Below are 25,023 nucleotides of genomic sequence, written 5' to 3'. Positions count from 1 at the left end.
CGCGGCGAAACCTAGGCATACCGAAACAACGAAGTTGTGTTGAATTAATTACGTCTCAAGCAGCAAGTTAACCCGCCGGTTCTGACGGCCTTTGTTCTCAATCTTGCCCAACCGAACCCGTCCAATTTCCGACGTACGCGCAACATGCGTGCCGCCACAGGGTTGCAAATCAACCTGCTCATCACCCTGCCCGATTTGCACCAAACGGATACGGCCAGATCCTCTAGGGGGTTGAACAGACATGGTTTTTACCAAGCCGGGGTTCGCATCAAGCTCTGCATCCGTAATCCAGCTTTCAGACACTTGCAGGTCGCGATCAATCAACTCGTTCAGCAGGTCTTCAAGCGCATCTTTGTCCGTCAGCGCATCGGGCATGTTAAAATCCAACCGACCTTTCTCTGCACCAATAGAACCACCCGTAACAGGTAAAGGAATGACCACAGACAAAAGGTGTAATGCGGTGTGAATCCGCATATGACGATGACGTCGATCCCAGTCAAGTTGTTGAATCACATCGGTTCCTACCGGTGGCAACGCCGCTGGCTCTGCTGGCACCAGCGCAATATCACCACCATCAACTTTGACTGCAGTCGCAATTTTCAGCGTGCCTGTATCCCACACTAAATTCCCACTATCGCCGGGCTGACCGCCACTTGTGGCATAGAAAATTGTTCCATCCAAAATAACGCCACCCTCTTGGGTGTGGCCAACCACTTTGCCAGTGGTTTCCCGCAAATATGCGTCTTCTAGAAACAACAATTCAGTCATTCAGAGCTCTCCTCGGAAGTATGCGGCGCACGTAAAGCCTCGGCATTGCGAAGCCAAATATCTGTTTGGGCAAATGGAATTTCGATGCCTTCATCCATAAAGCGTTTGGCAATTTCGTAGTTCAGTTCAGACCTAACAGTGAGCGACCAATTCACATCTCGAATGATGGCGCGAATTTCGAAATCCAACGAACTGGCGCCAAAGCCTTGGAACACAATGCTTGGGGCTGGGTTTTCCAAAACCATGGGGTGGGCTTTGGCAATCTCTAGCAAGATCGCCTCAATCCGGCGCGGATCAGTGCCATAGGCGACGCCCACGGGCGCAATGACACGGCCAATGGTATTGCCACGGGTAAAGTTAGTCACCGTACCGCTAACAAGGTCAGAGTTCGGTACAATGACATCGGTCCGATCAAAGGTTTCGATGCGCGTGGACCGTACAGAGATACCGCGGACATACCCCATGTTGCCGCCAACTTCGATCCAATCCCCTTCAGAGATCGGACGTTCGATCAACAGAATGATCCCGCTGACAAAGTTCGAAACAACGTTCTGCAGACCGAAACCAATACCAACAGACAGCGCACCGGCGACCAAGGCAATTGAACTTAGGTCAATGCCTGCGGTCGTGATAGCAATCAAGGCAGCAAGGAAAATCCCGACGTAACCTAGCCCAGACACCAATGCATTTTGACCACCAATGTCGATCTTGGTCTTTGGCAGGATGGTGTTTTTCATCGTGCCTTGCAGCAAGCGGGTCACTGTTAGGCCGGCAACAAACACCAATACAAACATGAAGAAGTCAGTTGGCGAAATGCGCGTGTCACCAATCGACACACCTTTGGAAAACTGCGCCCACAGCTCGGTCAGATCAGAAGCTCGAGCCCCCCAAATGAGCGCCAGAATGGGCAGCGATGCGATGACCAGTAAGATGCCTAAGAAAACTGGAACAAGGCTATCATTGGCATTCTCTTCACCGCCTATGGCAACGGCATAGATCGCAGAGAAAATACGTTGCAGAACAAGGATAACAGCCAAGATCTGCATTGTGCTGATCGCTGGAAAGAACAACCGTTGTGCGGCGCTAAAGTAACCTATCGCAGCAAGCGAAAGTCCAATCAGTGCAACGGCCATAATCAGGCGGCCCCAAATGGTGACCAAACGATCCCCATAGCCAACCTCTGAAGAGTGGCGATTATGATGGCTTAACAACACCGCCAAGCGCCAGAACACCAATGCGGTTACAGCAAAGAGTGGAAAATAGACGACAGCCTGTGCTTCGTCAGACCATGTGTCGTATCGCGCCAATTCCGTTAATATCAGGTCTATGGCCAAGATTAGCCCTAAAAGCCCTGCATAAACGCGAGCTTCACGGCGTTCTTCGAATGGCAGTTTGATAAAGGGCTCAACCTGATCCAGTTTCGGGAACACGCGGCTTGCCAACCAAACAGAGACCAAGATTGCAAAGCCTGCATCGGGCAATACCAAGAGAATGCGCTCACCACGCAATCCGGCAAGTTCAGTCGCAAGAGCGGCTTCGATCAATGCCACAAGGCCGATAAATGGTACGATAATTTGCCCTAAAGACACGGCAGACGCTGCCAACCAGCGCCATAGCGTTGCAGAGCGCCTTTGGATTACCGTTGCCAGATATTCAAACCAACGACGTCCTCGCAAAAGCAACAACATCGCAACCGTCAAAAGCAGTAAAACTTCAGGAAGATTCTTGCGAAACTCTGCATTTTGAATGGGGTTCGACCAGGCTGTACCAACTTCAAAGCCCACACTCGCCAAAGAGTTTTGCAGGGCTTCTAATCCCGTAGGCCAAATGATCGGGTTGATTGGCGTTGGCCCAAGCTCTAACAGCTCTTCGGTTTGACGGTTTCGAATGATCCCGTCGATACCGCGGATCAGGCCATCGGCTTCTGTATAAGCGATTTCAGCCGTCTTTACGGGAACTTGCAACCCGGCAAGCCTGTCCGTCAGTGCCTGTCTTTGCCGACTAATATCAGCCAGCTCGATCTCACCTTCTGGGACTGGACCCAAAGCCGCAAGTTGGTTTTCGATAATCCGGATTGCAGTGGCGTTTGTCGCCTGTGCATTCCCAAGTGTTTCGCGCCATTCGACCAGCTGCGCGCGCAGTTCTTCTAGTGCAATATCAGAGGCACGTCCTGCTTCGACAGAGGCTTCGGCGCGTGTAGCAATCACACGCCATGCATCGTAATCAGGCCCGGAATTTGTTTGAGCCGAAAGAAAAACCGTGCCGCTTAACAGCAGCACGGTTGCAAAAATCACTCGGATCAAGTGGCGCATAGGGGGTTACACGTCCTCAAATACGCCAGGGATGCTTCCCGGTGCGTCGGTCAACCAACCGGGAACAGGTAAACCTTTTTCGCGAAGGAATTCCGGGTTGAACAGTTTTGATTGATAGCGTGTGCCGTAGTCGCACAGCATGGTTACAATTGTATGGCCCGGACCCATTTCCTTGGCCATCTTGATAGCGCCAGCCACGTTGATACCGCTTGACCCACCAAGGCACAGGCCTTCGTGTTCCAGCATGTCATACACAACTGGCAACGCTTCGTGGTCCGTGACCTGATACAGCATATCCGGCGTGAACCCTTCGAGGTTGGCCGTGATACGCCCCTGCCCGATGCCTTCGGTGATCGAGCCACCTTCGGCAGCAGCAGCGCCATCGCGATAGATGGTGAACATCCCAGAGCCCATTGGATCAGCCAGCGCAACTTTTACGCCTTTTGGCTGCAACGCTTGGCCAACGCCGGCCAACGTGCCGCCAGAGCCAACGGCACAGACAAAGCCGTCGACCTTGCCACCAGTTTGTTCCCAAATCTCAGGGCCCGTTGTTTCGATATGCGCCTGACGGTTGGCCACGTTATCAAACTGGTTCGCCCAAATGACGCCCTCGTTTGACTCCCGTGCCATTTTTTCGGCCAAACGACCGGAGTAGCGCACATAGTTGTTTGGGTTTTTATACGGAGCAGCCGGTACCTGAACCAATTCAGCACCAGCCAGACGGATCATGTCTTTCTTTTCCTGGCTCTGCGTCTCAGGAATAACAATCACGGTCTTAAAGCCCATTGAGGCGCCAACCAAAGCAAGACCGATACCGGTGTTACCTGCTGTGCCTTCAACGATTGTGCCACCGGGGCGAAGCTCGCCGCGCGCGATGGCGTCTTTGATGATGTAAAGCGCGGCCCGGTCTTTAACGGATTGGCCGGGGTTCATGAACTCTGCCTTGCCGAGAATCTCACAGCCGGTTTCTTCGCTGGCTTTGTTCAGCCGGATCAAAGGAGTGTTGCCAATGGCATCTGCCAGATCTCGTACAATACGCATCGGTGCGCCTTTCCTTACATCGTCTTTAAGTCGTCTATCGCATGTCTAGGGTGCATACGGCTGGAACTCAAGCCATGGAACGCAAGCGATCACGGTGACGTGCTAACCAAAGCCCAGCCAAAACCAGCGGTGTATTGGCTGCTTGTTGCGTGTCGATCATGGTCATGAGCTCGTCAAATGAGAATAAATAGGATTTGATGTCTTCTGCTTCAGACTCCAATCCATTGATCCCAACAATATCATCCGGTAAATCCGCGGCCCCTACGAATATGTTAAAATACTCGGTGCTGCATCCCGGCGAGGCGTAAGCTTTTGCGACAACGTGCAGATCGCTTAAAGTGATCCCAGCCTCTTCTTCAGCTTCGCGATATGCGGTTTCTTCGGGTGTTTCACCTGCATCGACGCGCCCAGCGATGGGTTCCAGCATCCACGGTGTCGCGTCATTACGGGCATAAGGACCAGGTCGGAATTGCTCGACCAACATAACGCGATCTCTGATGGGATCATACGGCAAAACGATAGAGGCATCCGTGCCCGCAAATATTTCCCGCTTAACAGGTGCGCTTTGCTTGCCATCATATTGGCGAAACGTAAAATTGTGCTCTTCAATTCCGAAAAAGCCTGTGAATGGTCTTTGAGTGCCAAGATCCGTCACATCATCGCGCGTAAAGCCACTTGGGCTGTAGGCCGGGTTATCCGCCGCAGCGTTCACTTTAGCAGCGGCGCGTACGCGTATCATTGGAAACATGAAATCAAATTCAGCATCCGTGCGAGTGCCAAAATATGTCATGGCTTCTTTAGCTGCAAAACAGGTCAGCGAACCCCATTTTTCCTGCCAAGAAGTAAGCGACCACTGATCCACCGGTGTCCACTTTCCCGGCTCCGGGAAATAGACCTGTGCCTGCTCGGTTCCAAGATCACTTTGGACAGCTATTTGCCGCAATTGGTAGTCAAAGCCGCCCTCGTAGAAGTTCAGACGCGCAACATCTACTTCTGACAAATCACGTAAAATCAATCCCTCTGCTTGGTTTGCGGAGTCATCTTGAATGATAATTGGAAAATCTTCGTTCTGAACATTTCGGACGCTGAAACCTTGCACCATTGCTTTGGACATTTCGCCGGCAGCCAGCGCGCGGCCCAAGACGATTTCAAGCAACGGAACATGCCGAAGGGTTCCGTAAAAAAACAATGTCGACAAAATTTATCTCCAGCGTCGAGACGTCGCCTCGGTCATGAGACCAGAGATCAATGCGCCGACGAGCAAGGTTGTGAGTATTTGTGGAGTCAGCAATAACAACCCGTATTCCAGCATCATACCAAAAATTGATTGAATAGCCTCAGCTGTGCTGTCGTAGCGCAGATTAAGTGAATTGTAGAACATCAACCGGCTGGAATGCGCGAACAGCAAAACCAGAACCATCGCAAGCATGCCTGTGATGCCATTGTTGATGCCGCGCATAATGCCTTCGCCAGCACGGCTGCCAATAATCTTCCAGCCCAGCACCGCAGCAAAGGCCATGTTTACATAGCTGAAATAACCAAATGCAAAACCTTCTGGCATTTGCGGCTTGAACAATTCAGATACGATCGCCGCAAGTAATGCGAGGGTAATAGCTGCAGTCAATTTAGCGGCGGTTGGCATCTTGGGCGCTCGTATTGAGGAATCTCTGGCTCAATTCTAGCGGGCGCACCGGATTAGATGCAAGTCTTTGCAATTTCTTAACCGCAAGTTGTGCTCTCCGGGCCTAAAGCGTTTCTTCCAGTGCGTTCAAAAGCTTATCGACCTCTGCTTTTGTTGTGTAGTGAACAAAACTAAGTCGTAGCACTCCGGGCATTGGTGCTACGTTCTGCGCCTGTAGGGCGCGGACCGCATAAAAATCCCCAGCGCCAGCCATGATCCCCTTGTCAGCTAAAGACAGCGCAATTGCATGTGGGTCCTTCTGCGTTGCAATGGCAACTGTGGGCGCGCGCAGTTTTGCGTCGTTCGGGCCAAGCAGTCGAACGGTGTTCTTTTCGGATAGGTAATCCAATAGCGGCTGCAACGCCTCGATTTCATGCGTGCGCATCAGGGCATTCACATCCTGTGCAATTTCATCCGGGCTACCGCTAAGATCATGATGCGCCGCCAGTGCTTCAAAATAGTCGATCATGCCAGCGCAAGCAGCGACCTGTGCGTGATCTGGGCCAGCAGGTGTAAACCGTTTGTACAAAACATCGCCGTTAAAGAAATGCCCTTGGTTCGGTAAAAGTTGACCCAAAGTCCGGCGGATTGCCATCACCCCTTGGTGCGGGCCATAGGTTTTATAGCTTGAAAACAGATAGATATCTGCCCCTAGCGCGCCAACATTCGGGATGCCATGCGATGCATAACTTACGCCATCCACGCAGACAAATGCCCCTGCTGCATGGGCCAGTGAAGTAATCTCTGCCACCGGGTTAATTTCGCCGACTATGTTGGAACAATGCGGAAAACACACCAATCGCACACTATCATCTAGCAAATTCGCCAGTGTTTCTGGATTCAGATGACCGGTTTCCGGATCAATCGCCCATTCGCGTATCGTAATGCCCGCATCAGCTAAACGGCGCCATGGGCCTGTGTTGGCCTCATGATCTTGGTTCGTCACGATGATGGTATCGCCCGGTTTCAGCCAGTGGCGAAAGGCTTGCGCCAATACATATGTGTTTTGCGTCGTTGAGGGGCCAAAGCTGATTTCATCAGTATCAACACCCATCCATGCTGCCATGCGCGCGCGGGCCTCGTCCATCTCAGCTCCGGCGGCTTCGCTTGCCGCATAAGGCGCATAGGGCTGTACTTTGCGTTGATGATAATACCGCGTCAGCCGATCAATCACGTGTTTGCAGGTATAGGATCCGCCAGCGTTTTCAAAAAAGGCCTGATCTTTCAGGCTGGCCTCCTGAAATGCGGGGAATTGATTGCGCACAAACTCGAGATCTAAAGTCATGGAGAATCCTTTCTCCGATGACTGAAAGCCATATTCCGTTTAAATTCAATTACTGGATTATCTGCGTCAGAAATTATTTCATTTCAGGTGAATGAAGTAGAAGTTTTTTTCACTGCTGCAAAACGAAACCGGCACCTCATTTAATGAAACGAAGTGCCGGAAAATCAGTCTATATTCAATTATTTACAGAAATAAGTGGAAGCGATGGTTAAGCTAGCGCTGCGCGGATTTTATCCGCCTGATCTTTCAGCACATCGAAATCTGCCATTGTTCCCGGTGGGCGCATTGGTAGGCCTTCTCGGCGTGGCAGAACGTGGTAATGCAGGTGAAACACTTCTTGTCCACCGGCGGCTTCATTGAACTGCTGAATGGTCACACCTTCGGCATCAAATGCTTTCATGACAGCATGGCCCATTTTCTGAACGGTCGCGATGCACGCGGCCAGTTGTTCGGGGCTGGCGTCCAGCATGTTACGGGCAGGAGTCTTTGGGATGACAAGGCAATGCCCGTCGGCGCGTGGCATAATATCCATGAAAACATAGGTATGATCGTCTTCATACAGTTTCTCGTTTGGAATTTCCGCACGTAGAATTTTAGCAAAGATGTTCTCTGGATCGTATTGCATCGTTTTGGCCTTTCAGAATCGCAGGCAGCACTTGCCGCCTGCCCGATTAATACACCAGCCGTCAGGCATTCACATCCACGACAACGCGGCCCTGTACCTGTCCGGCCAAAATATCGCGGCCAAGGTTCGGTAAATCGGCCAAGGTTGCTGGATGGATCATGCTTTCCAACTTATCTAGTGGCAAATCGCGCGCTAACCGCTGCCATGCCCGTTCGCGTTTCTCAAAGGGCTGCATGACTGAATCAATACCCAGCAAGTTCACGCCGCGCAGTAAAAATGGGACAACGGTCGCCGGTAAATTCGCGCCACCCGCTAAACCAATTGCTGCGACGGAACCACCGTAGCAAATCTGCCCAAGGACCCGTGCCAGCATCGCACCACCAACCGCATCAATACAGCCGGACCAAGTTTCTTTCTCAAGTGGACGCTTTGTTGTTTCGCTAAGCTCTTCCCGTGGCACAATCTGTGTCGCGCCAAGGCTACGGATGTAATCAGCGCTATCAGGCCGGCCTGTGACGCCCGCCACCTCATATCCAAGGTTCGCCAAAATTGCCGTTGCAACGGAACCTACACCGCCAGCGGCACCTGTCACCAAAACTGGGGAAGTTCCGGGTTTTAGCCCGTGATCTTCAAGTGCTAGAATAGCCAGCATCGCGGTGAAGCCAGCTGTACCAATGGCCATCGCCAGTCGAGTGGATAAACTATCGGGCAAAGGAACCAGCCAATCGGCCTTGACCCGTGCCTGTTGCGCATAGCCGCCCCAGTGGATTTCACCGACACGCCAGCCGGTTAGGACAACCTTATCGCCCTTGGAATAACGCTCATCCTGGCTTTCCAGTACCGTGCCCGCAAAATCAATGCCGGGCACATGTGGATAGGTTCGCACGAGGCCGCCGCCTGCCCCTAGGCACAGGCCATCTTTGTAATTCACCGTGGAATACTCGACAGCAACAAGAACATCGCCGTCAGGCAAGTCAGCCTGCGTTAACGTTTCAATCCGCGCATTGGTTTTACCGTCTGCTTCGTCTTTACGAACGACAAGTGCTTTGAATGTATCAGACATGTTATCCTCCCTCTTCAGCGTTGCTGAATGACCCTCAAAGATATCCTAACCGTTCAATTTTCTAACTACGAGCATGCTAACAGGCGACGTTGGGTAAGATGTCAAAATCTTTTGGATAATTCGGCGAGCTTAGTGAATTTTTTCACTGAAAACGCAAGCATTTCCCAGACATGTGCTTGCAAATCTTCCTCGGGCCGCCTATCTCAGATGTGCTCCTTCGGGGGCTATGAACATAAACGCGCTCATAATAAGCGGATCGGACCCGGGGGCGGTACCCGGCGTCTCCACCAATCAACCTTCATTTGGGGTCGGATGGGGACGAAATAGGATCGACGAACGTCTAAAGGGGTTAGCTTTGTTTCGGCTGTCTGCCACCGTTATCGGCGAAACTTGTACAATTGCAAATGACAATCGTGCTCCAGTAGCAATGGCCGCGTAAGCGGTCGGAGATACTGAAACTTAAGTCCTATCGCTAGCTGCTTTAGGCGGGGTTTGCAGGTACCTGGCAACAGAAACCTGCGCTTTCACATGAATTTCTGTTTTGTTTACCTGATCTCCATCAGTTTCAGCTTTCCTTTGTCTCAAAGTGAGCTTTGAAAGGGAGAGCTTTGATGACCAAAGAGCAAGACTTGCTGATTGAGTGGTTTCAAAGGGTCTGGAATGAATATGATCTAGACGCAGTTGACGAAATGTTTGAACCGGAAACCGAGGCGAATGGCCTTATGCCAGATATGGCGCTTGGCTCAGGTGATTTTAAAGACTTTGTACCTATGGTGAACGAGTTGATCGAAGATATCGATTTTTCACTGGTAAAGATGACGCAAACGGGTGACTGGGTTCAGGGGCTGTATCGCGTGAAAGCACGTGCGGCACACAATAGCGCGCCGATCAATGTGATGGGCCAAGTCTGCGTTCGGTACGAAGGCGATAAAATGGTCGAAGCCTATAACAACTTTGACTTTTTCGGTTTTTTTGAACAACTCGGTCAATTGCCAGAAATGTCGTTGGCATTGTGCCTTTCCGGGCAAAGTCTTTCCTAGCGTGCCCTTGACGCAATCTGAAAATCGTGGCACCCAAAGACCTATGGGGGCCGCGATTTCCCCGTGAGGCTAAGGCCACTAATCGCATCCTCTTAACGTTTGGAAGGATGCCCTATGCCTGGCTTTAACGAAATTTCCCCAGAAAAACTGATGCGTTTGGTGGGGACACCTGACTGCCCTGCCCTTGTGGATGTACGCATTGACGAAGATGTCGATGCTGACCCAAGTTTTGTACCAACCTCGTTTCGGCATTCCCATACAGAGTTGCCTGCATTAGCGGCCAAATTGACAGGCCAAAAAGCGGTTATCATCTGCCAAAAAGGTAAAAAACTTAGCTTTGGCGTTACGGCTTGGCTGTTGTCCCAAGGTATTGATGCAGAAGTTTTGGCAGGCGGGCATCTCGCGTGGCAGGCGGCGCAATTGCCTGCTGTGCCTACCGCTATGGCGCCCCTGCCATCATCGCTTTGGGTGACTAGACATCGTCCAAAAATCGATCGGATCGCTTGTCCTTGGCTGATCCGGCGCTTTGTTGATCCCGCGGCACAGTTTCTTTTTGTCCCGCCATCCGAAGTGACCGCTGTCGCAGAACGCTTTGATGCCACACCGTTTGACACCGACGCTGGGCCTTGGACGCATGATGGCGAGCTTTGCACCTTTGATACTATGATCCGCCGATTTGGTATTGCGCACGAGGCGTTAGATCGACTTGCGCTGGTGGTGCGTGCCGCCGATACCAATCGCCATGACTTAGCGCCCCAAGCCGCTGGATTGCTGGCCATTTCAACAGGGTTATCGCGGCAATATAAGAATGACACGCAGCAGCTAGAGGCTGGCCTTTCTATCTACGATGCGCTTTATCGTTGGGCGCGAGATGCCTTTAGCGAAAGTCACGATTGGCCCGTGTCAAACGGAGATAAGTAATGTCCCCTTCAATGGCTGAAATTTGGCGCGTCTTTGGGCGCATTGGAATGTTGTCGTTCGGTGGTCCGGCCGCGCAAATTGCGTTGATGCACAAGGAGTTGGTCGAAGATCGCCCTTGGATGAGCGAAAAACAATTCTTAGGCGCTTTGTCTTTTTGCATGTTGCTGCCGGGGCCTGAGGCCATGCAGCTTGCCACCTATTCCGGGTGGCGGATGAAGGGTATATTGGGCGGTTTGATCGCGGGTTTGCTCTTTGTCGTTCCCGGTGCAGTTGTCATCCTTCTACTTGCAATACTTTACGTGAATTACGGCACGTTACCCGCTGTTCAAGCGGCGTTTATTGGGATCAAGGCAGCTGTCGTGATCGTCGTTTTACAAGCGCTTTGGAAGGTCTCCAACAAAGCGCTTAAAAGACCGTCTAGTTGGGTGCTGGCCGCGCTCGCCTTTGTTGCGATTTATGTCGCCCAAGTGCCGTTTCCCTTGATTGTCGCAGCAGCGGCGCTGTTTGGCGCCATGATTGGCCCGGCGCAGGCTGCAACACAGTCGTCAATCGCTTTGCCACGCAAGGAAAACACCTTACCAACATTAGCCATCTGGCTCGCCCTTTGGGCCGCGCCTGTTGCTGTTGTGGCCCTTATAGATCACAGTTTTCTAACGGACATCGCGCTGTTTTTCTCAAAGCTCGCGGTTGTCACCTTTGGCGGCGCGTACGCCGTTCTGGCCTATATGACGCAAACGGTCAGTGTGGAGCATGGTTGGATCACAACGGCCCAGATGATCGACGCGCTCGGCCTTGCCGAAACCACCCCCGGCCCGCTGATCCTTGTGACAGAATTTGTGGGTCTCTTGGCGGGCTACCAACAAGGCGGCATTGGCTTGATGCTATTGGCAGGCATCCTGACGTTATGGTGCACCTTTACACCTTGTTTCCTATGGATTTTCGCAGCAGCTCCCTATGTGGAATGGTTGCTCGACCAACCCCGGCTCAAGGGCGCGCTCGAGGCGATCACCTCTGCTGTGGTTGGTGTTATTCTAAATCTATCTATTTGGTTCGCGCTTCATGTCTTGTTTGCTGAAATTTCGGTCACTCAATTCGGAGCATTGCCGGTCTGGTGCAGCTTTCAGCCAATCGCCTTTGGTTTATTGCTGATAGCGGCTGTTTTGCTGATTTGGCGCAAGATGTCTTTGCCTTTGGTTTTGCTCATCGCAGCCCTCCTCGGGCTTGGATCACATTTTCTTTGATCGAATTCTTGCCACAGCTTCTTTCGTTTCCAAACGAATCTTATATGCTGGGTCCGAAGTGAAGAAATAGGATAGCTCATGACCGGTTCAATTGATTACGGCAACCTTATGCATCGTGCGATGCGGGGGCTGATTCAAGAGGTTTTACAGGACGTTAAAGCAAACGGCCTGCCTGGTGAGCATCATTTTTTCATTACGTTTGACACCCAACACCCCGATGTAGAAATCGCGGATTGGCTGTCAGATCGCTATCCAGGTGAAATGACGGTTGTTATGCAGCATTGGTATGACAATCTGAACATCACGGACGAAGGGTTTGGCGTTACGCTTAATTTCGGCGACGCTCCAGAGCCGCTGTATATCCCATACGACGCGATCAAAACCTTTGTTGATCCATCGGTCGAGTTCGGCTTGCGGTTTGAAACCCAAGACGGCGATGACGAAGAGGAATTCGAAGCAGAAGACGAAGAAACTGCTGTCGAAGTAGCGCTAGACGCGCCCAAAGATGCCGAAGTTGTCAGCTTGGACAGTTTCCGCAAACCCTAAGCTGCGGCTTTTTTCTGCGCGACCAGTTCCGTCAGGTGGGCTTTGACGCCCTGTCCCCAAGCTTGCCAATTCAGCTGATCCTCATAGCATGTGCGCGTTGATCTTCGCAGTGATGCATAAGGTGAAGGGTCAGCCATATAGCTTTGAATAATATCTGCAAATTCCGTTTCACCCTGCCCAACTGGCAGCGCATGGCCATTTACGCCATCCCAAACCGGAATACCGCCGCGGCGTAAGCAAAGGGATGGCAGACCAAAGGCAGAAGCCTCGCAAAAAGCAAAACCATAACTTTCCAGCGATGGCTGCACCATGAAATGACTTTTGCGAAACAGGTCTTCGAATGTGGCTAATTGAGCGGGGTCTGACTTGTCCAAATTTGGATAAACATCAATCCACTGGCTTAGTTCATTCTCGGGCGGCGTTGTTCCAACCACGCTTAGCCGCGCATCGATACCACGATCACGTAATTTACGGAGCGTTTCCAACACCATTGGCCCGCCCTTGGCAAACCAATCCCGTCCAATCAGCAACAGCCGAACGCCATCTTTAAACCCCAACGACAAATCCAAACTGGCTTTATCTGGTGCCGGAATATTCGCGCCCCAAGGCAAGACAAGGGACTTTTCTGGATCAAGCCCATAACAATGATCCGCAGCCTCTTTTTGCCAATCAGATGGCCAAAAGTTTAGATCATTCGCCTCTAACGCCTTTGTTTCATGCGTCTTAACCCACCCATCCAAAACACGCCCGGGCTTGAAAAATGATCCAAAGCCCGCCCCGATTTCAGAGGTGCGATAGCTTGATTGCGTGGCATCCGACGTAAACACACGCGCCATATGCGTGGGAACGCGCAGGTTGGCCATGGAATGCAGGCTATAGACGCCCATCACCGCATCAAATGACCCCGCATGCAATTGCGCCTCTACGTGTTTGGAAATCAACGACGATAAGGCATAGTGTGCCCGCCAACGCGCCCGCATGTTCAGAGCAACGGGCAACTTATGCATTGCCCGACGCAGCAACTCTGCACGCCCCCAACCATTGTCGATGTATGTGACATTCCCAACATAGGACTGCACCGCATCATATATCCGCGCATTGCCACCAGAATATGACCAGCGCAAAGCTGGATCCATATCGCAAAGATAGGCAATTTTAAGCGGCGCATTTTGCGTCATAGAAGTAATTCCATATTCAGGTCTGGCAGGTTGTGCCGCCTCTTTTTGGCAAAGTCAGGGCGTAACTCAAGAAATCTAATTTAATTCTGAGCAATGTGGTTCTTCTTCCCCTCATTGTTAACGCAAACGTCTAAAAATCCAGCCAATCACCGTGGTATTCCATGGTATACAGCATTGCAAATCGCGCTACCCTTGATATGACTCGCCCCAACTTGAGTTACGGAGGTCATGATGACTGAAACCCGCACAGAAACCGACAGCTTTGGCCCTCTAGAGGTCCCTTCTGATAAATATTGGGGCGCTCAAACGCAGCGTTCTATCATGAACTTCCCAATCGGTTGGGAAAAACAGCCTGTCGCCATCGTGCGCGCGCTGGGTGTGATCAAAAAAGCCTGCGCCATGGCCAACAAAGCCAGCGGCGATATGGACGCCAAAATCGCAGATGCGGTGATCGAGGCTGCGGGCGAAGTGATCGAAGGCAAATTCGACGACAACTTCCCACTGGTCGTTTGGCAAACGGGTTCCGGCACCCAATCCAACATGAACTCCAACGAAGTCATCGCCAACCGTGCGATTGAAATCTTGGGCGGCGTGATTGGCTCTAAAGATCCGGTTCACCCAAATGATCACTGCAACATGGGTCAGTCGTCTAACGACACATTCCCAACAGCGATGCACATTGCCACCGCAATGACGGTACGCGACATCTTGATCCCAGGTCTGACAAAACTGGCCGAAGGTCTAGAAGCGAAGTCTGAAGAATTCAAAGACATCATCAAGATCGGCCGGACCCACACCCAAGACGCGACACCGCTGACTTTGGGCCAGGAATTCGGTGGCTACGCGCATCAAATCCGCCAAGGCATCAAGCGCGTGAACGCGACCTTGCCCGACATCTACGAATTGGCACAAGGTGGCACCGCTGTTGGCACCGGTCTGAACACCAAAAAAGGCTGGGGCGAAACCGTTGCGGCCAATATGGCAGAGATCACTGGCCTGCCATTTGTAACGGCGCCAAACAAATTCGAAGCATTGGCCGCGCATGACGCCATGGTCTTTATGTCCGGCGCTTTGGCGACTGTGGCTGGCTCCATGTACAAAATTGCCAATGATATTCGCTTCTTGGGCTCCGGTCCTCGTTCTGGTCTTGGCGAATTGATCTTGCCAGAGAATGAGCCAGGCTCGTCCATTATGCCGGGCAAAGTGAACCCAACCCAAGCCGAAGCGATGACACAAGTCGCAGCACATGTCATGGGCAACAATGCTGCGATGACATTCGCGGGCTCACAGGGTCACTTTGAGCTGAACGTTTATAACCCGATGATGTCTTACAACTTGCTGCAGTCTATCCAGTTGCTGGGTGATGTGGCGGACAGCTTTACCGAGCGTATGCTCAACGGCATCCAAGCCAACGAACCACGCATCGATAAGCTGATGAAGGAATCGCTGATGCTGGTCACAGCTCTGGCGCCAACCATCGGTTATGACAATGCAACCAAGGTTGCGAAGACGGCCCACAAAAATGGCACCACCCTCAAAGAAGAAGCCATCGCGCTTGGCTTTGTGGATGAAGCCACATTTGACGCAGTTGTGCGCCCTGAGCAAATGATCGGTCCAAAGGGCTAATGGCAGAACCGGTCAATCTTAACCGGTTTCGAAAAGAAAAAGCGCGGGCTGAGAAAAAAGCCCGCGCTGACCAAAACGCCGCGAAATTCGGGCGTAGCAAAGCTGAAAAATCTCTGGAAAAAGCGAAAGCTGAACAAGAGGCTACGCGGCTTGAAAACCACAAACGTGACGACACATGAGCCGCCCCGTTAAGCGCTCGCTCACCCTCAAAGGGCACCGCACCAGCGTTTCGCTTGAGGATGATTTCTGGCAAGCCTTTCGCGATATTGCCGCTCAGAAGTCTAAGCCAATCAACGCGCTAGCTGCTGAAATTGATGCAACGCGTGATCTTGATACTGGCCTCGCCAGCGCCATTCGCCTCTATGTGCTACAGCACTATAGAAACACGCCCTAAGGCCTTCATCTTTCTAAAGATACTCGCGCCGCAGGCATCGCCCGTTAGGGCGGTTTAGGCCTCGCTTGCCACCAAACGAATACGTTCGATCATGGCGCGCAATCCGTTTGAACGTTGTGAGGATAGGTGCTCATTCAGACCAAGCCGCTCCATCTCTGCGCGTGCATCTACGGCCAGAACATCCGCTACAGCCAAACCGTTATAAAGTTTTTGTAAGACTGCGATCAGCCCGCTGACGATCATTGCGTCAGACGCACCGACAAAGGAAAACACGCCATCTTTGATTGTTGGATGCAGCCAAACTTGGCTTGCACAGCCGTCTACCTTGGTGGCTGGCACGCGCAATGCGTCGTCTAAAACGTCCATCGTCTTGCCCTGCTCAATCACGTAGCGGTAACGATCTTCCCAATCTTCAAGAAATTCGAAATCCTCAACGATTTCTTCAAACGCGTCTGTGGCCATTTGGTATCCCTTTCCTTGCCCTTCACCTAGGATGCGCAGCGCAAAAGGTCCAGACCTGCCTTGCGGCTTTTCAATTGCGCTTCAATGCGCTAACTCAATAACAAAGCAAATGAGGCAAGCGATGCGCAATTCTATAGGTGTTCTTCTTGTGTCTGGGTTGGTCTTGACCAGCTGTGGGACCGTTCGTGACTCGCGTCTTAACCCATTCAACTGGTTCGGCCGTGCCGAAGCCGTCGAAACGACGTCAGCCAAAGAGATCAATCCACTGATCCCGCGTGAAAAAGAAAGCATTTTCCGCCGCGGTGAAACGGAATACGCCGGTACCCCCGTTTCAACAATCAATGGTCTTGTGATTGAGCGCGTCTCAGGCGGTGCGATCCTGCGCGTCAGGGCGACTGCTGCCCTTCAAGGCGCATTCGAAGTTGTTCTTGAACCAGAGAACGAAGATGAACTGCCTGTAGATGGTGTTCTGACATACCGCGTTTTAGCCATTCAGCCGACAGGCTTTCGCCAAGGCACCGTGCAATCGCGCGAAATCAATGCCGCGCGCTTCCGCACCGACCAAGAATTGGCTGGTGTTCGGACCATCCGCGTTATGGCTGCGGACAATGCCCTGCAGGTGCGCCGCCGTTAATTACGGCAGGTGCACAATTTTAATGGAATTACCCTTGGCGGACAGCGCAATCTGACCGTCACATAGACGCAGCGCATCCTCACCAAACACTTCACGGCGCCAGCCAGACAAGGCCGCTACATCGCGGTCGCCAGATGCAATGGCATCAAGGTCGGATGCTGTCGCGATAAGCTTGCTGGCAACGCCAGAGCTTTCGGTTTTTGACTTTAGCAAAACACGCAGCAAATCCGCCAAAGCTGGGTTCACTTGCTGGTTGTCCTTCGCATTCGCCACACGTGGCATTGCAGAAGGTTCACATGCAATCCCAGCCTTAACAGCAGCCAAAATGCCGTCAGCAATGTCACCTTTGCGCGCTTCGCGCAGCAATAGGCGTGACCGGCCCAAATCACCCGCATTTGCAGGCTTGGTCGAGGCCAGCTCGATCAGAGCGTCATCTTTGAAAACACGATTGCGCGGGATATTCCGAGTTTGCGCATAGCTTTCACGAAACCGCGCAAGTTCCCGCACTATCGCCAAAAACTTTGGTGCAGTGGTCCGCGTTTTCACACGCTTCCATGCATCCTCTGGCTCGGTCACATAGGTGCCCGGAGTGGTCAGAATCTTTAGCTCTTCGTGCACCCAGCGCTCACGCCCAGTTTCTTTCAACTTAGATGCAAGGAATTCATAGATTTTGCGCAGATGCGTTACGTCAGCAATGGCATATTTGCTCTGCGCATCGGTCAACGGGCGGCGTGACCAATCGGTGAAACGGCTTGATTTATCAAGGCCTTGCTTGGCGATCTTACGCACCAAGGTTTCATAACCGACTTGTTCGCCAAATCCGCAAACCATCGCAGCAACCTGTGTGTCAAACAATGGATCAGGGATCACGCCCTCTTCGACAAAGAAGATTTCCAGATCCTGACGCGCGGCATGGAACACTTTGACAACATTGGTGTCGCGAAACAGCTCATACAAAGGCTCAAGCGATAGACCATCAACAAGCGGATCAACCAAAACAGCATCAACGTCATCATCCGAACCGGGAACAGCCATTTGAATCAGGCAAAGCTTGGAATAATACGTCCGTTCCCGAAGGAACTCAGTGTCGATGGTGACATAAGGATAGCGGCGAGCGTTTTCGCAATATTGCGCCAGCTCTTCCGTCGTTGTCAGTGTTTTCATAAAATCGGTCGTCTTCGTTTGTTTGTTATCTCGTGCCCGCGAGAACAGGACTACGAGGAAAAGAGCAAAATTGCAAACGTAGGCGGCCACTCGCTGCCAGACAGCTATTTAACGTCGCAAATTACAGCGAAATGGGCAGATTATCTCCAGCCGCGAAACGGCGCAGCACCGCAGGATACAGCAAATGTTCTTTCACCAAAACACGCGCCGCTAGGTCGTCAGGCGTATCACCCTCTAAAACCGGAACTGTCGCCTGTCCCAGAATTGGCCCGTCATCCAGCGCAGGTGTCACAAGATGTACTGAACAGCCGTGTTCCGTATCCCCCGCCTCAAGTGCGCGTGCGTGGGTGTGCAAGCCTTTGTACTTTGGCAGCAATGATGGGTGGATGTTCAGCATCCGCCCTTCCCAAGGGGCAACAAAGCTTTCGGTCAAAACACGCATAAAGCCTGCGAGACATAAAATATCTGGTGAAACCTTGTCTAACTCGCCTTGTAGAGCCGATTCAAATGCCTGCCGATCACCTTTAAACGGTCGATGGTCTACAGCAACTGTCGGAACACCCATCGCTTCGGCTTTCTTCAAGCCACCCGCGTCGGCGCTATTGGCCAGAACCAAAACAGGTTCCGCCATATGGTCGCCCGATTGCATATCCTCAACGAGGCGGACCATATTTGATCCGCCACCAGAGATAAAAATCGCGACGCGTTTCTTCACAGGAGAGACCCTGTGTAACGCATGCCTTCACCCTCGGTGACTGTACCAATGGTATAAACGTCTTCGCCTGCTGCTTTCAGTAGGTCTGCCAAAGCTTCGGCGCGATCAGCTTCTACTGACAAGATCATGCCAATCCCGCTGTTAAAGGTTTTAAGGATTTCAGCCTGATCCATTTGTCCGGTTTTGGCCAACCATTGGAATACAGGTGGCAATTCCCAAGTATCCAGATCCACATCAGCACCCAAACCTTCTGGCAGAACGCGAGGTAGGTTTTCGGTCAAACCACCGCCAGTGATATGGGCCAGTGCGTGAACACCCCCTGCCCGCACGGCTTCTAGCGCTTGCTTCACATACAGACGTGTTGGCTTCAGCAATGCTGCGCCCAATGTGCCGTCTTCCCATGGGCAATCATCGGCCCAAGTCAAACCTGACACCTCAACCAACTTACGCACCAGCGAATAACCGTTGGAATGCACGCCGTTAGACGCAAGGCCCAGCAATACGTCACCAGCCTTTACACCCGCGGGCAAATCAGCCCCACGTTCCATCGCACCTACAGAGAAACCAGCGAGATCGAAATCGCCCGCTTCATACATGCCAGGCATTTCGGCGGTCTCACCACCGATCAACGCACAACCAGATTGGAAACAACCCTCTGCGATACCTTCGATGATCCGCGCTGCAGTCTCGGTCTCTAGCTTGCCGGTTGCAAAGTAATCCAAGAAGAACAGCGGTTCTGCACCCTGACACACAAGGTCATTCACGCACATCGCAACCAGATCGATGCCAACGCCATCCACATTGCCCGTATCAATCGCAATCCGTAGCTTGGTGCCAACACCGTCCGTTGCCGCGACGAGGATCGGATCAACATAGCCCGCGCCCTTTAGATCAAACAGCGCGCCAAAGCCGCCCAGCCCGGCCATCACACCAGAGCGTTGCGTCCGCTTTGCAGCAGGTTTGATGCGTTCCACCAAAGCGTTGCCCGCGTCGATATCAACGCCTGCGTCTGCATAGGTAATGCCGTTCTTACCATCGGTCATGAGGGTCTCCATTTCCTTGTTGCGTCGGCCCTAAACCAAAGCTGTGCAAAGGGCAACGGTTCGGAGCCTTGTTCAACAGGCTAACGCAAAAAATCCTGAAAATTTCTGGAGGAATACCACCCGAAATCCGCTTGACCACCGCATCGGTTGTGCTAGCAATGCCCTCACGGTGGGCCTGTAGCTCAACTGGTTAGAGCAGAGCGCTCATAACGCTTTGGTTGCGGGTTCAAGTCCTGCCGGGCCTACCAATTTTCCACCAAAATCGTTGTTTTTCCGCTACTTGGAAATGATCAAATCAGCCTGTAGCCCGCCCAGGGTCGAGCTTTGTCCCAGTCGCAATACCCCACCATGTGCACGCGCTGCGTCTGCTGCAATTGACATCCCAAGGCCGACGCCACTGCCCTTGTTTTGATTCCGTGCAGGTTCAAGGCGCGCAAAGGGTTTTAGCGCCTCTTCGCGCTGGTCTTCTGGGATACCGGGACCATCATCTTCAATCCGAATGATGATCGACTTCTTGATTTGCAACACAGACACCTGCACCGTCTGACCATAGCGCAGGGCATTGTTGATCAAATTTTCCAAGGCCCGCTGAATAACCATCTTGCGGATCACAACTGTGCCGTGAACGTCACAGCGTTCTAAATGCGTTCCTGTCTTCCCACGCGAAGCTGTTGCCACAATCTCTTGAATAAACGCGCAAAATTCGACTGGCTCTGGCGTGACATCGGCTGTACTGCGCGCGAAACTCAGGAATTCATCCAGCATCCGCTGCATATCTTCTACGTCACGCTCCATCGGTTCGCGCTCTTCGTCTGTTAGAAACGAAAGCCCCAGCCGCAACCGCGTTAGCGGTGTTCGCAAATCATGGCTGACCCCCGACAGTAACATCGTGCGCTGTTCAATCTGCCGTTCAATACGCGCCCTCATGTCCAAAAACGCACTACCGGCAGCGCGCACCTCGACTGCACCAGCGGGCGAATAGTCCACATGCCGCCCGCGCCCAAAGGCATCTGCCGCCGCAGCGAGTCGCGTGATTGGGCGCAGTTGATTGCGTAAATAGATAAAGGCAATCAGCGTCATCAGTACCCCAAAGAACGCCATGTTTACCAACAATTGATGCGGGTTAGACGCCGAAACACGTCTGCGGTTGAATTCAACTGTGACCAACCCAGTGGGGAGGTCGGCAATCACCCGCACCAAATTGTTGTCAGGCAGTTGCACCACTGAAATTATAGGAATCGCACTATGCAATTCTCGCATCACAACGGTACCGGAAAAATCATACCATCTTCGTTGCGCGCTAAGATCATCCACGTCGCCAAAGGCAACAACCATCTCCAAGCTGTCTGAAATATTGCTGATCCGCGCCTGCGCCTCTGTAAGATCGGCGGACTTTTCAATTTCTGAAAACACCAACTGCAATTCATGCGACAAAGATCGCGTCATTTGCGTCGTGACACCTTCAAAGTGGCGCTGAATAAACACAACAGACACAACCAGTTGCAAAGTCACAACCGGTAGTACCAAAATCAAAGCAGCACGCCCATAAAGGCCGCGCGGCACATATTTTTTGAGCCACTTAAAGTTCATGCGCTAGACATTGCCGTGTCAGCCTCAGGAAGGAAACCCCAGATGCATCCCGAATCCATCGATTCTCGCCCCACACCCGGCGAAGCGATTCAGCTAGAGCCCGGCCTGCGCGTGATCCTTGCTGATAACCCCTCGCCGATGACCCATTGGGGCACCAATACCTACCTGTTGGGCACCGAAGAGTTGCTGGTGATAGACCCCGGCCCCAACGACACAGCGCATCTGACGGCGATCATGCGCGCCATAGGCCCTGCAAAACTCGCTAAAATCGTCGTAACCCACGCGCATCTGGATCATTCTCCGCTTTCTAAAGCACTGAAAGAAAAAACAAACGCAGAAATCTACGCTTTCGGAGATGCGCTTTCTGGGCGTAGTAAAATTATGGACCAACTGGCGAAATCGGGCCTGATGGGTGGTGGAGAAGGCCTTGATTTGGCATTCCAGCCAGATCACCTGCTCGCCCATAACGACACAATCGACTTTGGCAATGAAACCTTGCGGGTGCTTCACACGCCCGGCCATCTGGGTAACCATATTTCGCTCGCATGGAACGATGTTTGTTTTACCGGTGATCATATCATGGGCTGGGCCAGCTCGCTGGTCTCGCCCCCTGATGGCGACTTGACCGATTTTATGCGCTCCTGCGATCTTTTGGCGGAATCGCCATGGCGGGTTTTCTACGCAGGCCATGGCGCGCCTATCACAAACCCTAAAGAGCGACTTGAATGGCTGATCGCACACCGTAAGTCGCGCGAAGCAGAGATATTAACGCTACTTGCCCAACAGCCAGCCACCGCGGCCGACTTGGCCGAAACGATCTATATCGACGTCAATCCAAAGCTATTAGGCGCAGCAACCCGGAACGTCCTTGCACATTTGGTTGACCTTTATGGCCGCAACCTTGTGCGCCCACAGCAACAATTTGATTCCAAAGCGATTTTTGAACTCATCTGAAAAAAGCACCGGAAAACGAAAAAAATGTAACAGCCCCTCTGGACGCCAGAAAATTCGTTGGCTATACGATGCCTCGTTGATCCGGCGTAGCTCAGCGGTAGAGCAGTTGACTGTTAATCAATTGGTCGTAGGTTCGATCCCTACCGCCGGAGCCAACGAAAAAGATACCGTATTTGTTCCGACGTAGCTCAGCGGTAGAGCAGTTGACTGTTAATCAATTGGTCGTAGGTTCGATCCCTACCGTCGGAGCCAAATCTCTCAAAAATTCAACGGATTTGGCCCCTTATATGGGTAAGCTCGCATATTGCGCGAAGTTCGCCCGCTAAATCACGTTAACTTTGTATAGTCTCACCAGACGCACACTTTTGTATGCGTCTGATCGTGTCTAAATGGCCTTACAGGCTCATTTTCCCTTTTTCATGGCGTTCATCAGGGCATCACCAAATGCCCCTTGTCCGCCAGAATTTTGGGTTTTCGGAGCAGATTTGTAGTTGCGTTGCGCAGCCTGTGGTTTCGGCTTCTGATCTTGCCGTTTTTCACGCTGATTAGGCGCGCCACCATCGCTGGATTTCCGCATACTTAGGCCAATGCGTTTACGTGGTACATCAACTTCGGTCACGCGCACTTTTACGATTTGTCCCGTACTGACGACGTCATGCGGGTCCTTAACAAAGCGATCTGCCAGCTGTGACACATGCACCAAACCATCCTGATGCACCCCCACATCCACAAAGGCGCCAAAGGCTGCGACATTGGTTACTGTGCCTTCCAACATCATCCCGGGTTTCAGGTCATTGATCGTTTCAACGCCATCCGTAAAGGTTGCTGTTTTGAATTCTGGCCGCGGGTCACGTCCGGGTTTTTCTAGCTCAGATAAGATGTCCTTTACCGTAAGCACACCAAAGGAATCCGTTGCAAAATCAGCAGCTTCCAATCGTTTCACCGGTGTCGGGTCCTGCATCAAACTGCGCAAATCCCGACCACAAGCGGCCACGATATTACGTGCAACACTGTAAGCTTCTGGGTGAACCGCTGACGCATCCAGTGGCTCCGCCCCATCACGAATACGCAAGAACCCCGCGCATTGCTCAAAGGTTTTCTGCCCCATTCGTGCGACCTTCAACAGGTCCTGCCGCGTCTGAAACGCCCCATGCGCATCGCGATGCGCAACGATGGTTTCAGCCAAGGTTGACCCAAGCCCAGACACCCGCGCCAGCAACGGCGCCGAGGCCATATTCAGATCAACACCAACCGCGTTCACCGCATCTTCAACCACGCCTTCTAGCGCTTTGGCCAATCGCGACTGATCCACATCATGCTGATACTGACCTACACCAATCGACTTTGGGTCAATCTTCACCAGTTCCGCCAACGGGTCTTGTAAGCGCCGGGCAATGGAAACCGCACCACGCAAAGACACATCCAAATCCGGGAACTCACGCGCCGCCAACTCAGATGCCGAATAAACAGAAGCCCCGGCCTCTGACACAACAACCGTGGCAGGCTTCGCGCCCTTCAAGCTCTTGATCACATCACCAACCAACCGCTCAGACTCCCGGCTGGCCGTCCCATTCCCAACGGCCATCAATGCAACATTATGCTTTGCAATCAAATGTGACAGTGTCGCCATAGACCCCTGAACATCGCGCCGTGGCTCAAATGGATAGATCGTATCTGTTTCCAAAACCTTACCGGTCTCATCCACAACAGCGATCTTACAGCCCGTCCGAATACCTGGATCAAGCCCTAGAACTGCTTTAGGTCCTGCAGGAGCTGCGAGTAGCAAGTCTTTCAAATTGCGAGAGAATACCAAAATGGCCTCATCCTGTGATCGCGCCCGTAAGTCACCCATCAAATCCAGCATCATGGTTAGGCTCAGCTTAACGCGCCAAGTCCATTTCGCCGTTTTGCGCAGCCAATCATTGCCCGCGCCCGGGCCAGATACCTCGAGACAAGCCGCTGCCATATCTTCGATGCGTTGAATGGCGTCATCGTCAGCTGGCCCGATATCAAGGCTCAATACCTTCTCGTTGCTCGCCCGCATCATTGCCAGCGCACGGTGGCTCGGCACATCCGCCCAGTTTTCGCGATGATCAAAGTAATCGGAATACTTCGCCCCAGCCTGCTCTTGCCCGTCAATCACTTTGGCCGTCAAAACGGCGTTTTGCTGCAAATACAAACGCAACTTGCCCAGCAAGCCCGCGTTTTCAGTCAGCGACTCCGCCACAATATCCCGCGCCCCATTCAGCGCAGTTTTCACATCGGGCACAGCCTCGCTCACATAACCCGTGGCCAACGCCTCAGGGTCCGCCGTACGATCCGCCAAAATGGCATCTACCAATGGCCCTAACCCATTTTCACGCGCAATCTGCGCCCGTGTCCGGCGTTTCGGTTTATACGGTAAGTACAGGTCTTCTAACGAAGATTTCGTCTGCGCCGCCGCAATATCACGCGCCAAAGCATCCGTCATCTTATCCTGCTCGGTGATGCTCTTGTGAATCGCCACACGCCGCGTCTCAAGCTCGCGCAAATAGCCCAGCCGTTCGGCCAAGGTCCGCAATTGCGTGTCATCCAGCCCGCCAGTCGCTTCTTTTCGATAGCGCGCCACAAAAGGCACCGTGGCACCTTCATCCAGCAGCCCAATCGCTGCCGTTGCTTGTGTCACAGAGGCATTAATATCTGCCGCGATTGCCTGCGCAATGCGGGTTTCACTTTGTGTCGTCATAATCGTCTGCTTCGT

Annotated in this window: 24 protein-coding genes, 3 tRNA genes and 1 other RNA gene; 13 read left to right on the top strand and 15 right to left on the bottom strand. The window is 52.4% G+C overall.

Annotated elements, in window-relative coordinates; genetic code table 11:
- Positions 1–48: 48 nt before the first annotated feature.
- From Q4544_RS00265 to Q4544_RS00230, 8 genes are all read right to left on the bottom strand, one after another.
- Complete coding sequence (locus tag Q4544_RS00265) at positions 49–768, bottom strand: alanyl-tRNA editing protein (RefSeq protein ID WP_303503066.1); 720 nt, start codon at positions 766–768, stop codon at positions 49–51.
- Complete coding sequence (locus Q4544_RS00260) at positions 765–3,080, bottom strand: DUF3772 domain-containing protein (RefSeq protein WP_303503064.1); 2,316 nt, start codon at positions 3,078–3,080, stop codon at positions 765–767. The genes Q4544_RS00265 and Q4544_RS00260 overlap by 4 nt, the downstream gene beginning before the upstream one ends.
- Before the next feature lie 6 nt (positions 3,081–3,086).
- A complete protein-coding gene (locus tag Q4544_RS00255) occupies positions 3,087–4,121 on the bottom strand; it encodes a cysteine synthase A (protein WP_303503062.1) in 1,035 nt (344 codons plus the stop codon).
- A gap of 67 nt (positions 4,122–4,188) precedes the next feature.
- Complete coding sequence (locus Q4544_RS00250) at positions 4,189–5,319, bottom strand: NUDIX domain-containing protein (protein ID WP_303503061.1); 1,131 nt, start codon at positions 5,317–5,319, stop codon at positions 4,189–4,191.
- Between the two features lie 3 nt (positions 5,320–5,322).
- A complete protein-coding gene (locus tag Q4544_RS00245) occupies positions 5,323–5,763 on the bottom strand; it encodes a TrgA family protein (protein ID WP_303503059.1) in 441 nt (146 codons plus the stop codon).
- A gap of 103 nt (positions 5,764–5,866) precedes the next feature.
- Entirely contained in the window at positions 5,867–7,087 is a 1,221-nt protein-coding gene (locus tag Q4544_RS00240) for an aminotransferase class V-fold PLP-dependent enzyme (RefSeq protein ID WP_303503057.1), read from the bottom strand.
- Positions 7,088–7,295: 208 nt separating this feature from the next.
- On the bottom strand, positions 7,296–7,712 hold the full coding sequence (locus Q4544_RS00235) for an HIT family protein (protein WP_303503055.1): 417 nt from the start codon (positions 7,710–7,712) through the stop codon (positions 7,296–7,298).
- A gap of 61 nt (positions 7,713–7,773) precedes the next feature.
- Positions 7,774–8,775 carry an MDR family oxidoreductase gene (locus Q4544_RS00230; protein ID WP_303503053.1) on the bottom strand — a complete coding sequence of 334 codons (1,002 nt, stop codon included), beginning with the start codon at positions 8,773–8,775 and terminating at the stop codon, positions 7,774–7,776.
- 172 nt (positions 8,776–8,947) lie between these two features.
- Here Q4544_RS00230 and ssrA point away from each other — a divergent pair.
- The 5 genes from ssrA to Q4544_RS00205 all read left to right on the top strand — a co-directional run bounded on the left by ssrA (position 8,948) and on the right by Q4544_RS00205 (position 12,523).
- Positions 8,948–9,298: a transfer-messenger RNA gene (gene ssrA / locus Q4544_RS00225) on the top strand.
- Positions 9,299–9,386: 88 nt separating this feature from the next.
- Positions 9,387–9,815: an ester cyclase gene (locus tag Q4544_RS00220; protein WP_303503051.1), complete on the top strand. Its 429-nt coding sequence runs from the start codon at positions 9,387–9,389 to the stop codon at positions 9,813–9,815.
- A gap of 114 nt (positions 9,816–9,929) precedes the next feature.
- On the top strand, positions 9,930–10,736 hold the full coding sequence (locus Q4544_RS00215; RefSeq protein ID WP_303503049.1) for a sulfurtransferase/chromate resistance protein: 807 nt from the start codon (positions 9,930–9,932) through the stop codon (positions 10,734–10,736).
- A complete protein-coding gene (gene chrA / locus Q4544_RS00210; RefSeq protein ID WP_303503047.1) occupies positions 10,736–11,977 on the top strand; it encodes a chromate efflux transporter in 1,242 nt (413 codons plus the stop codon). Before Q4544_RS00215 ends, chrA begins: the two co-directional genes overlap by 1 nt.
- A gap of 78 nt (positions 11,978–12,055) precedes the next feature.
- Positions 12,056–12,523: an SspB family protein gene (locus tag Q4544_RS00205; protein WP_303503045.1), complete on the top strand. Its 468-nt coding sequence runs from the start codon at positions 12,056–12,058 to the stop codon at positions 12,521–12,523.
- Here Q4544_RS00205 and Q4544_RS00200 read toward each other — a convergent pair.
- Positions 12,520–13,701 (bottom strand): glycosyltransferase family 4 protein, encoded by a 1,182-nt coding sequence (locus Q4544_RS00200; RefSeq protein ID WP_303503043.1) that lies wholly within the window; start codon positions 13,699–13,701, stop codon positions 12,520–12,522. The genes Q4544_RS00205 and Q4544_RS00200 overlap by 4 nt on opposite strands.
- A 231-nt stretch (positions 13,702–13,932) precedes the next feature.
- Here Q4544_RS00200 and fumC point away from each other — a divergent pair, with 231 nt between their 5' ends.
- The 3 genes from fumC to Q4544_RS00185 are packed head-to-tail and all read left to right on the top strand — an operon-like array spanning position 13,933 to position 15,721.
- Positions 13,933–15,327 (top strand): class II fumarate hydratase, encoded by a 1,395-nt coding sequence (gene fumC, locus Q4544_RS00195; protein ID WP_303503041.1) that lies wholly within the window; start codon positions 13,933–13,935, stop codon positions 15,325–15,327.
- Positions 15,327–15,506, top strand: coding sequence for a DUF4169 family protein (locus tag Q4544_RS00190; protein WP_303503039.1), 180 nt, complete (start codon positions 15,327–15,329; stop codon positions 15,504–15,506). Before fumC ends, Q4544_RS00190 begins: the two co-directional genes overlap by 1 nt.
- Positions 15,503–15,721, top strand: a complete 219-nt coding sequence (locus Q4544_RS00185) for a ribbon-helix-helix domain-containing protein (protein ID WP_303503036.1) — start codon at positions 15,503–15,505, stop codon at positions 15,719–15,721. The genes Q4544_RS00190 and Q4544_RS00185 overlap by 4 nt, the downstream gene beginning before the upstream one ends.
- A gap of 54 nt (positions 15,722–15,775) precedes the next feature.
- Here Q4544_RS00185 and Q4544_RS00180 read toward each other — a convergent pair whose 3' ends face one another.
- Complete coding sequence (locus Q4544_RS00180) at positions 15,776–16,183, bottom strand: SufE family protein (protein WP_303503034.1); 408 nt, start codon at positions 16,181–16,183, stop codon at positions 15,776–15,778.
- A 121-nt stretch (positions 16,184–16,304) separates the two neighbouring features.
- On the opposite strand from Q4544_RS00180, the gene Q4544_RS00175 reads away from it, so the two are divergent.
- The gene (locus Q4544_RS00175) at positions 16,305–16,817 is read left to right on the top strand and encodes a hypothetical protein (RefSeq protein ID WP_303503032.1); all 513 of its coding nucleotides are present in this window, start codon (positions 16,305–16,307) and stop codon (positions 16,815–16,817) included.
- On the opposite strand, the gene rnd is transcribed toward Q4544_RS00175, so the two are convergent.
- From rnd to purM, 3 genes are all read right to left on the bottom strand, one after another.
- On the bottom strand, positions 16,818–17,981 hold the full coding sequence (rnd, locus tag Q4544_RS00170) for a ribonuclease D (RefSeq protein WP_303503031.1): 1,164 nt from the start codon (positions 17,979–17,981) through the stop codon (positions 16,818–16,820). It abuts the gene before it with no gap.
- A 121-nt stretch (positions 17,982–18,102) separates the two neighbouring features.
- Positions 18,103–18,696 carry a phosphoribosylglycinamide formyltransferase gene (gene purN / locus Q4544_RS00165; protein WP_303503029.1) on the bottom strand — a complete coding sequence of 198 codons (594 nt, stop codon included), beginning with the start codon at positions 18,694–18,696 and terminating at the stop codon, positions 18,103–18,105.
- Positions 18,693–19,739, bottom strand: coding sequence for a phosphoribosylformylglycinamidine cyclo-ligase (purM, locus tag Q4544_RS00160; RefSeq protein ID WP_303503027.1), 1,047 nt, complete (start codon positions 19,737–19,739; stop codon positions 18,693–18,695). Before purM ends, purN begins: the two co-directional genes overlap by 4 nt.
- A 171-nt stretch (positions 19,740–19,910) precedes the next feature.
- On the opposite strand from purM, the gene Q4544_RS00155 reads away from it, so the two are divergent.
- Positions 19,911–19,987, top strand: a tRNA-Ile gene (locus tag Q4544_RS00155).
- 28 nt (positions 19,988–20,015) lie between these two features.
- Here the strand turns inward: Q4544_RS00155 and Q4544_RS00150 are convergent.
- Positions 20,016–21,329: an ATP-binding protein gene (locus Q4544_RS00150; RefSeq protein ID WP_303503025.1), complete on the bottom strand. Its 1,314-nt coding sequence runs from the start codon at positions 21,327–21,329 to the stop codon at positions 20,016–20,018.
- Between the two features lie 42 nt (positions 21,330–21,371).
- Between Q4544_RS00150 and Q4544_RS00145 the strand changes: the two genes are divergently transcribed.
- From Q4544_RS00145 to Q4544_RS00135, 3 genes are all read left to right on the top strand, one after another.
- The gene (locus tag Q4544_RS00145) at positions 21,372–22,283 is read left to right on the top strand and encodes an MBL fold metallo-hydrolase (RefSeq protein WP_303503023.1); all 912 of its coding nucleotides are present in this window, start codon (positions 21,372–21,374) and stop codon (positions 22,281–22,283) included.
- Positions 22,284–22,363: 80 nt separating this feature from the next.
- Positions 22,364–22,438, top strand: a tRNA-Asn gene (locus tag Q4544_RS00140).
- Between the two features lie 22 nt (positions 22,439–22,460).
- A tRNA-Asn gene (locus Q4544_RS00135) sits at positions 22,461–22,535 on the top strand.
- Between the two features lie 151 nt (positions 22,536–22,686).
- On the opposite strand, the gene Q4544_RS00130 is transcribed toward Q4544_RS00135, so the two are convergent.
- Complete coding sequence (locus Q4544_RS00130) at positions 22,687–25,008, bottom strand: Tex family protein (RefSeq protein ID WP_303503022.1); 2,322 nt, start codon at positions 25,006–25,008, stop codon at positions 22,687–22,689.
- Positions 25,009–25,023 lie beyond the last annotated feature (15 nt).

The sequence above is a fragment of the Cognatishimia sp. 1_MG-2023 genome (genome assembly GCF_030548175.1).
Lineage (GTDB): Bacteria > Pseudomonadota > Alphaproteobacteria > Rhodobacterales > Rhodobacteraceae > Cognatishimia.
The sequence above is the reverse complement of the archived record's forward strand: the minus strand, read 5'-3'. Positions and strand labels throughout refer to the sequence as shown.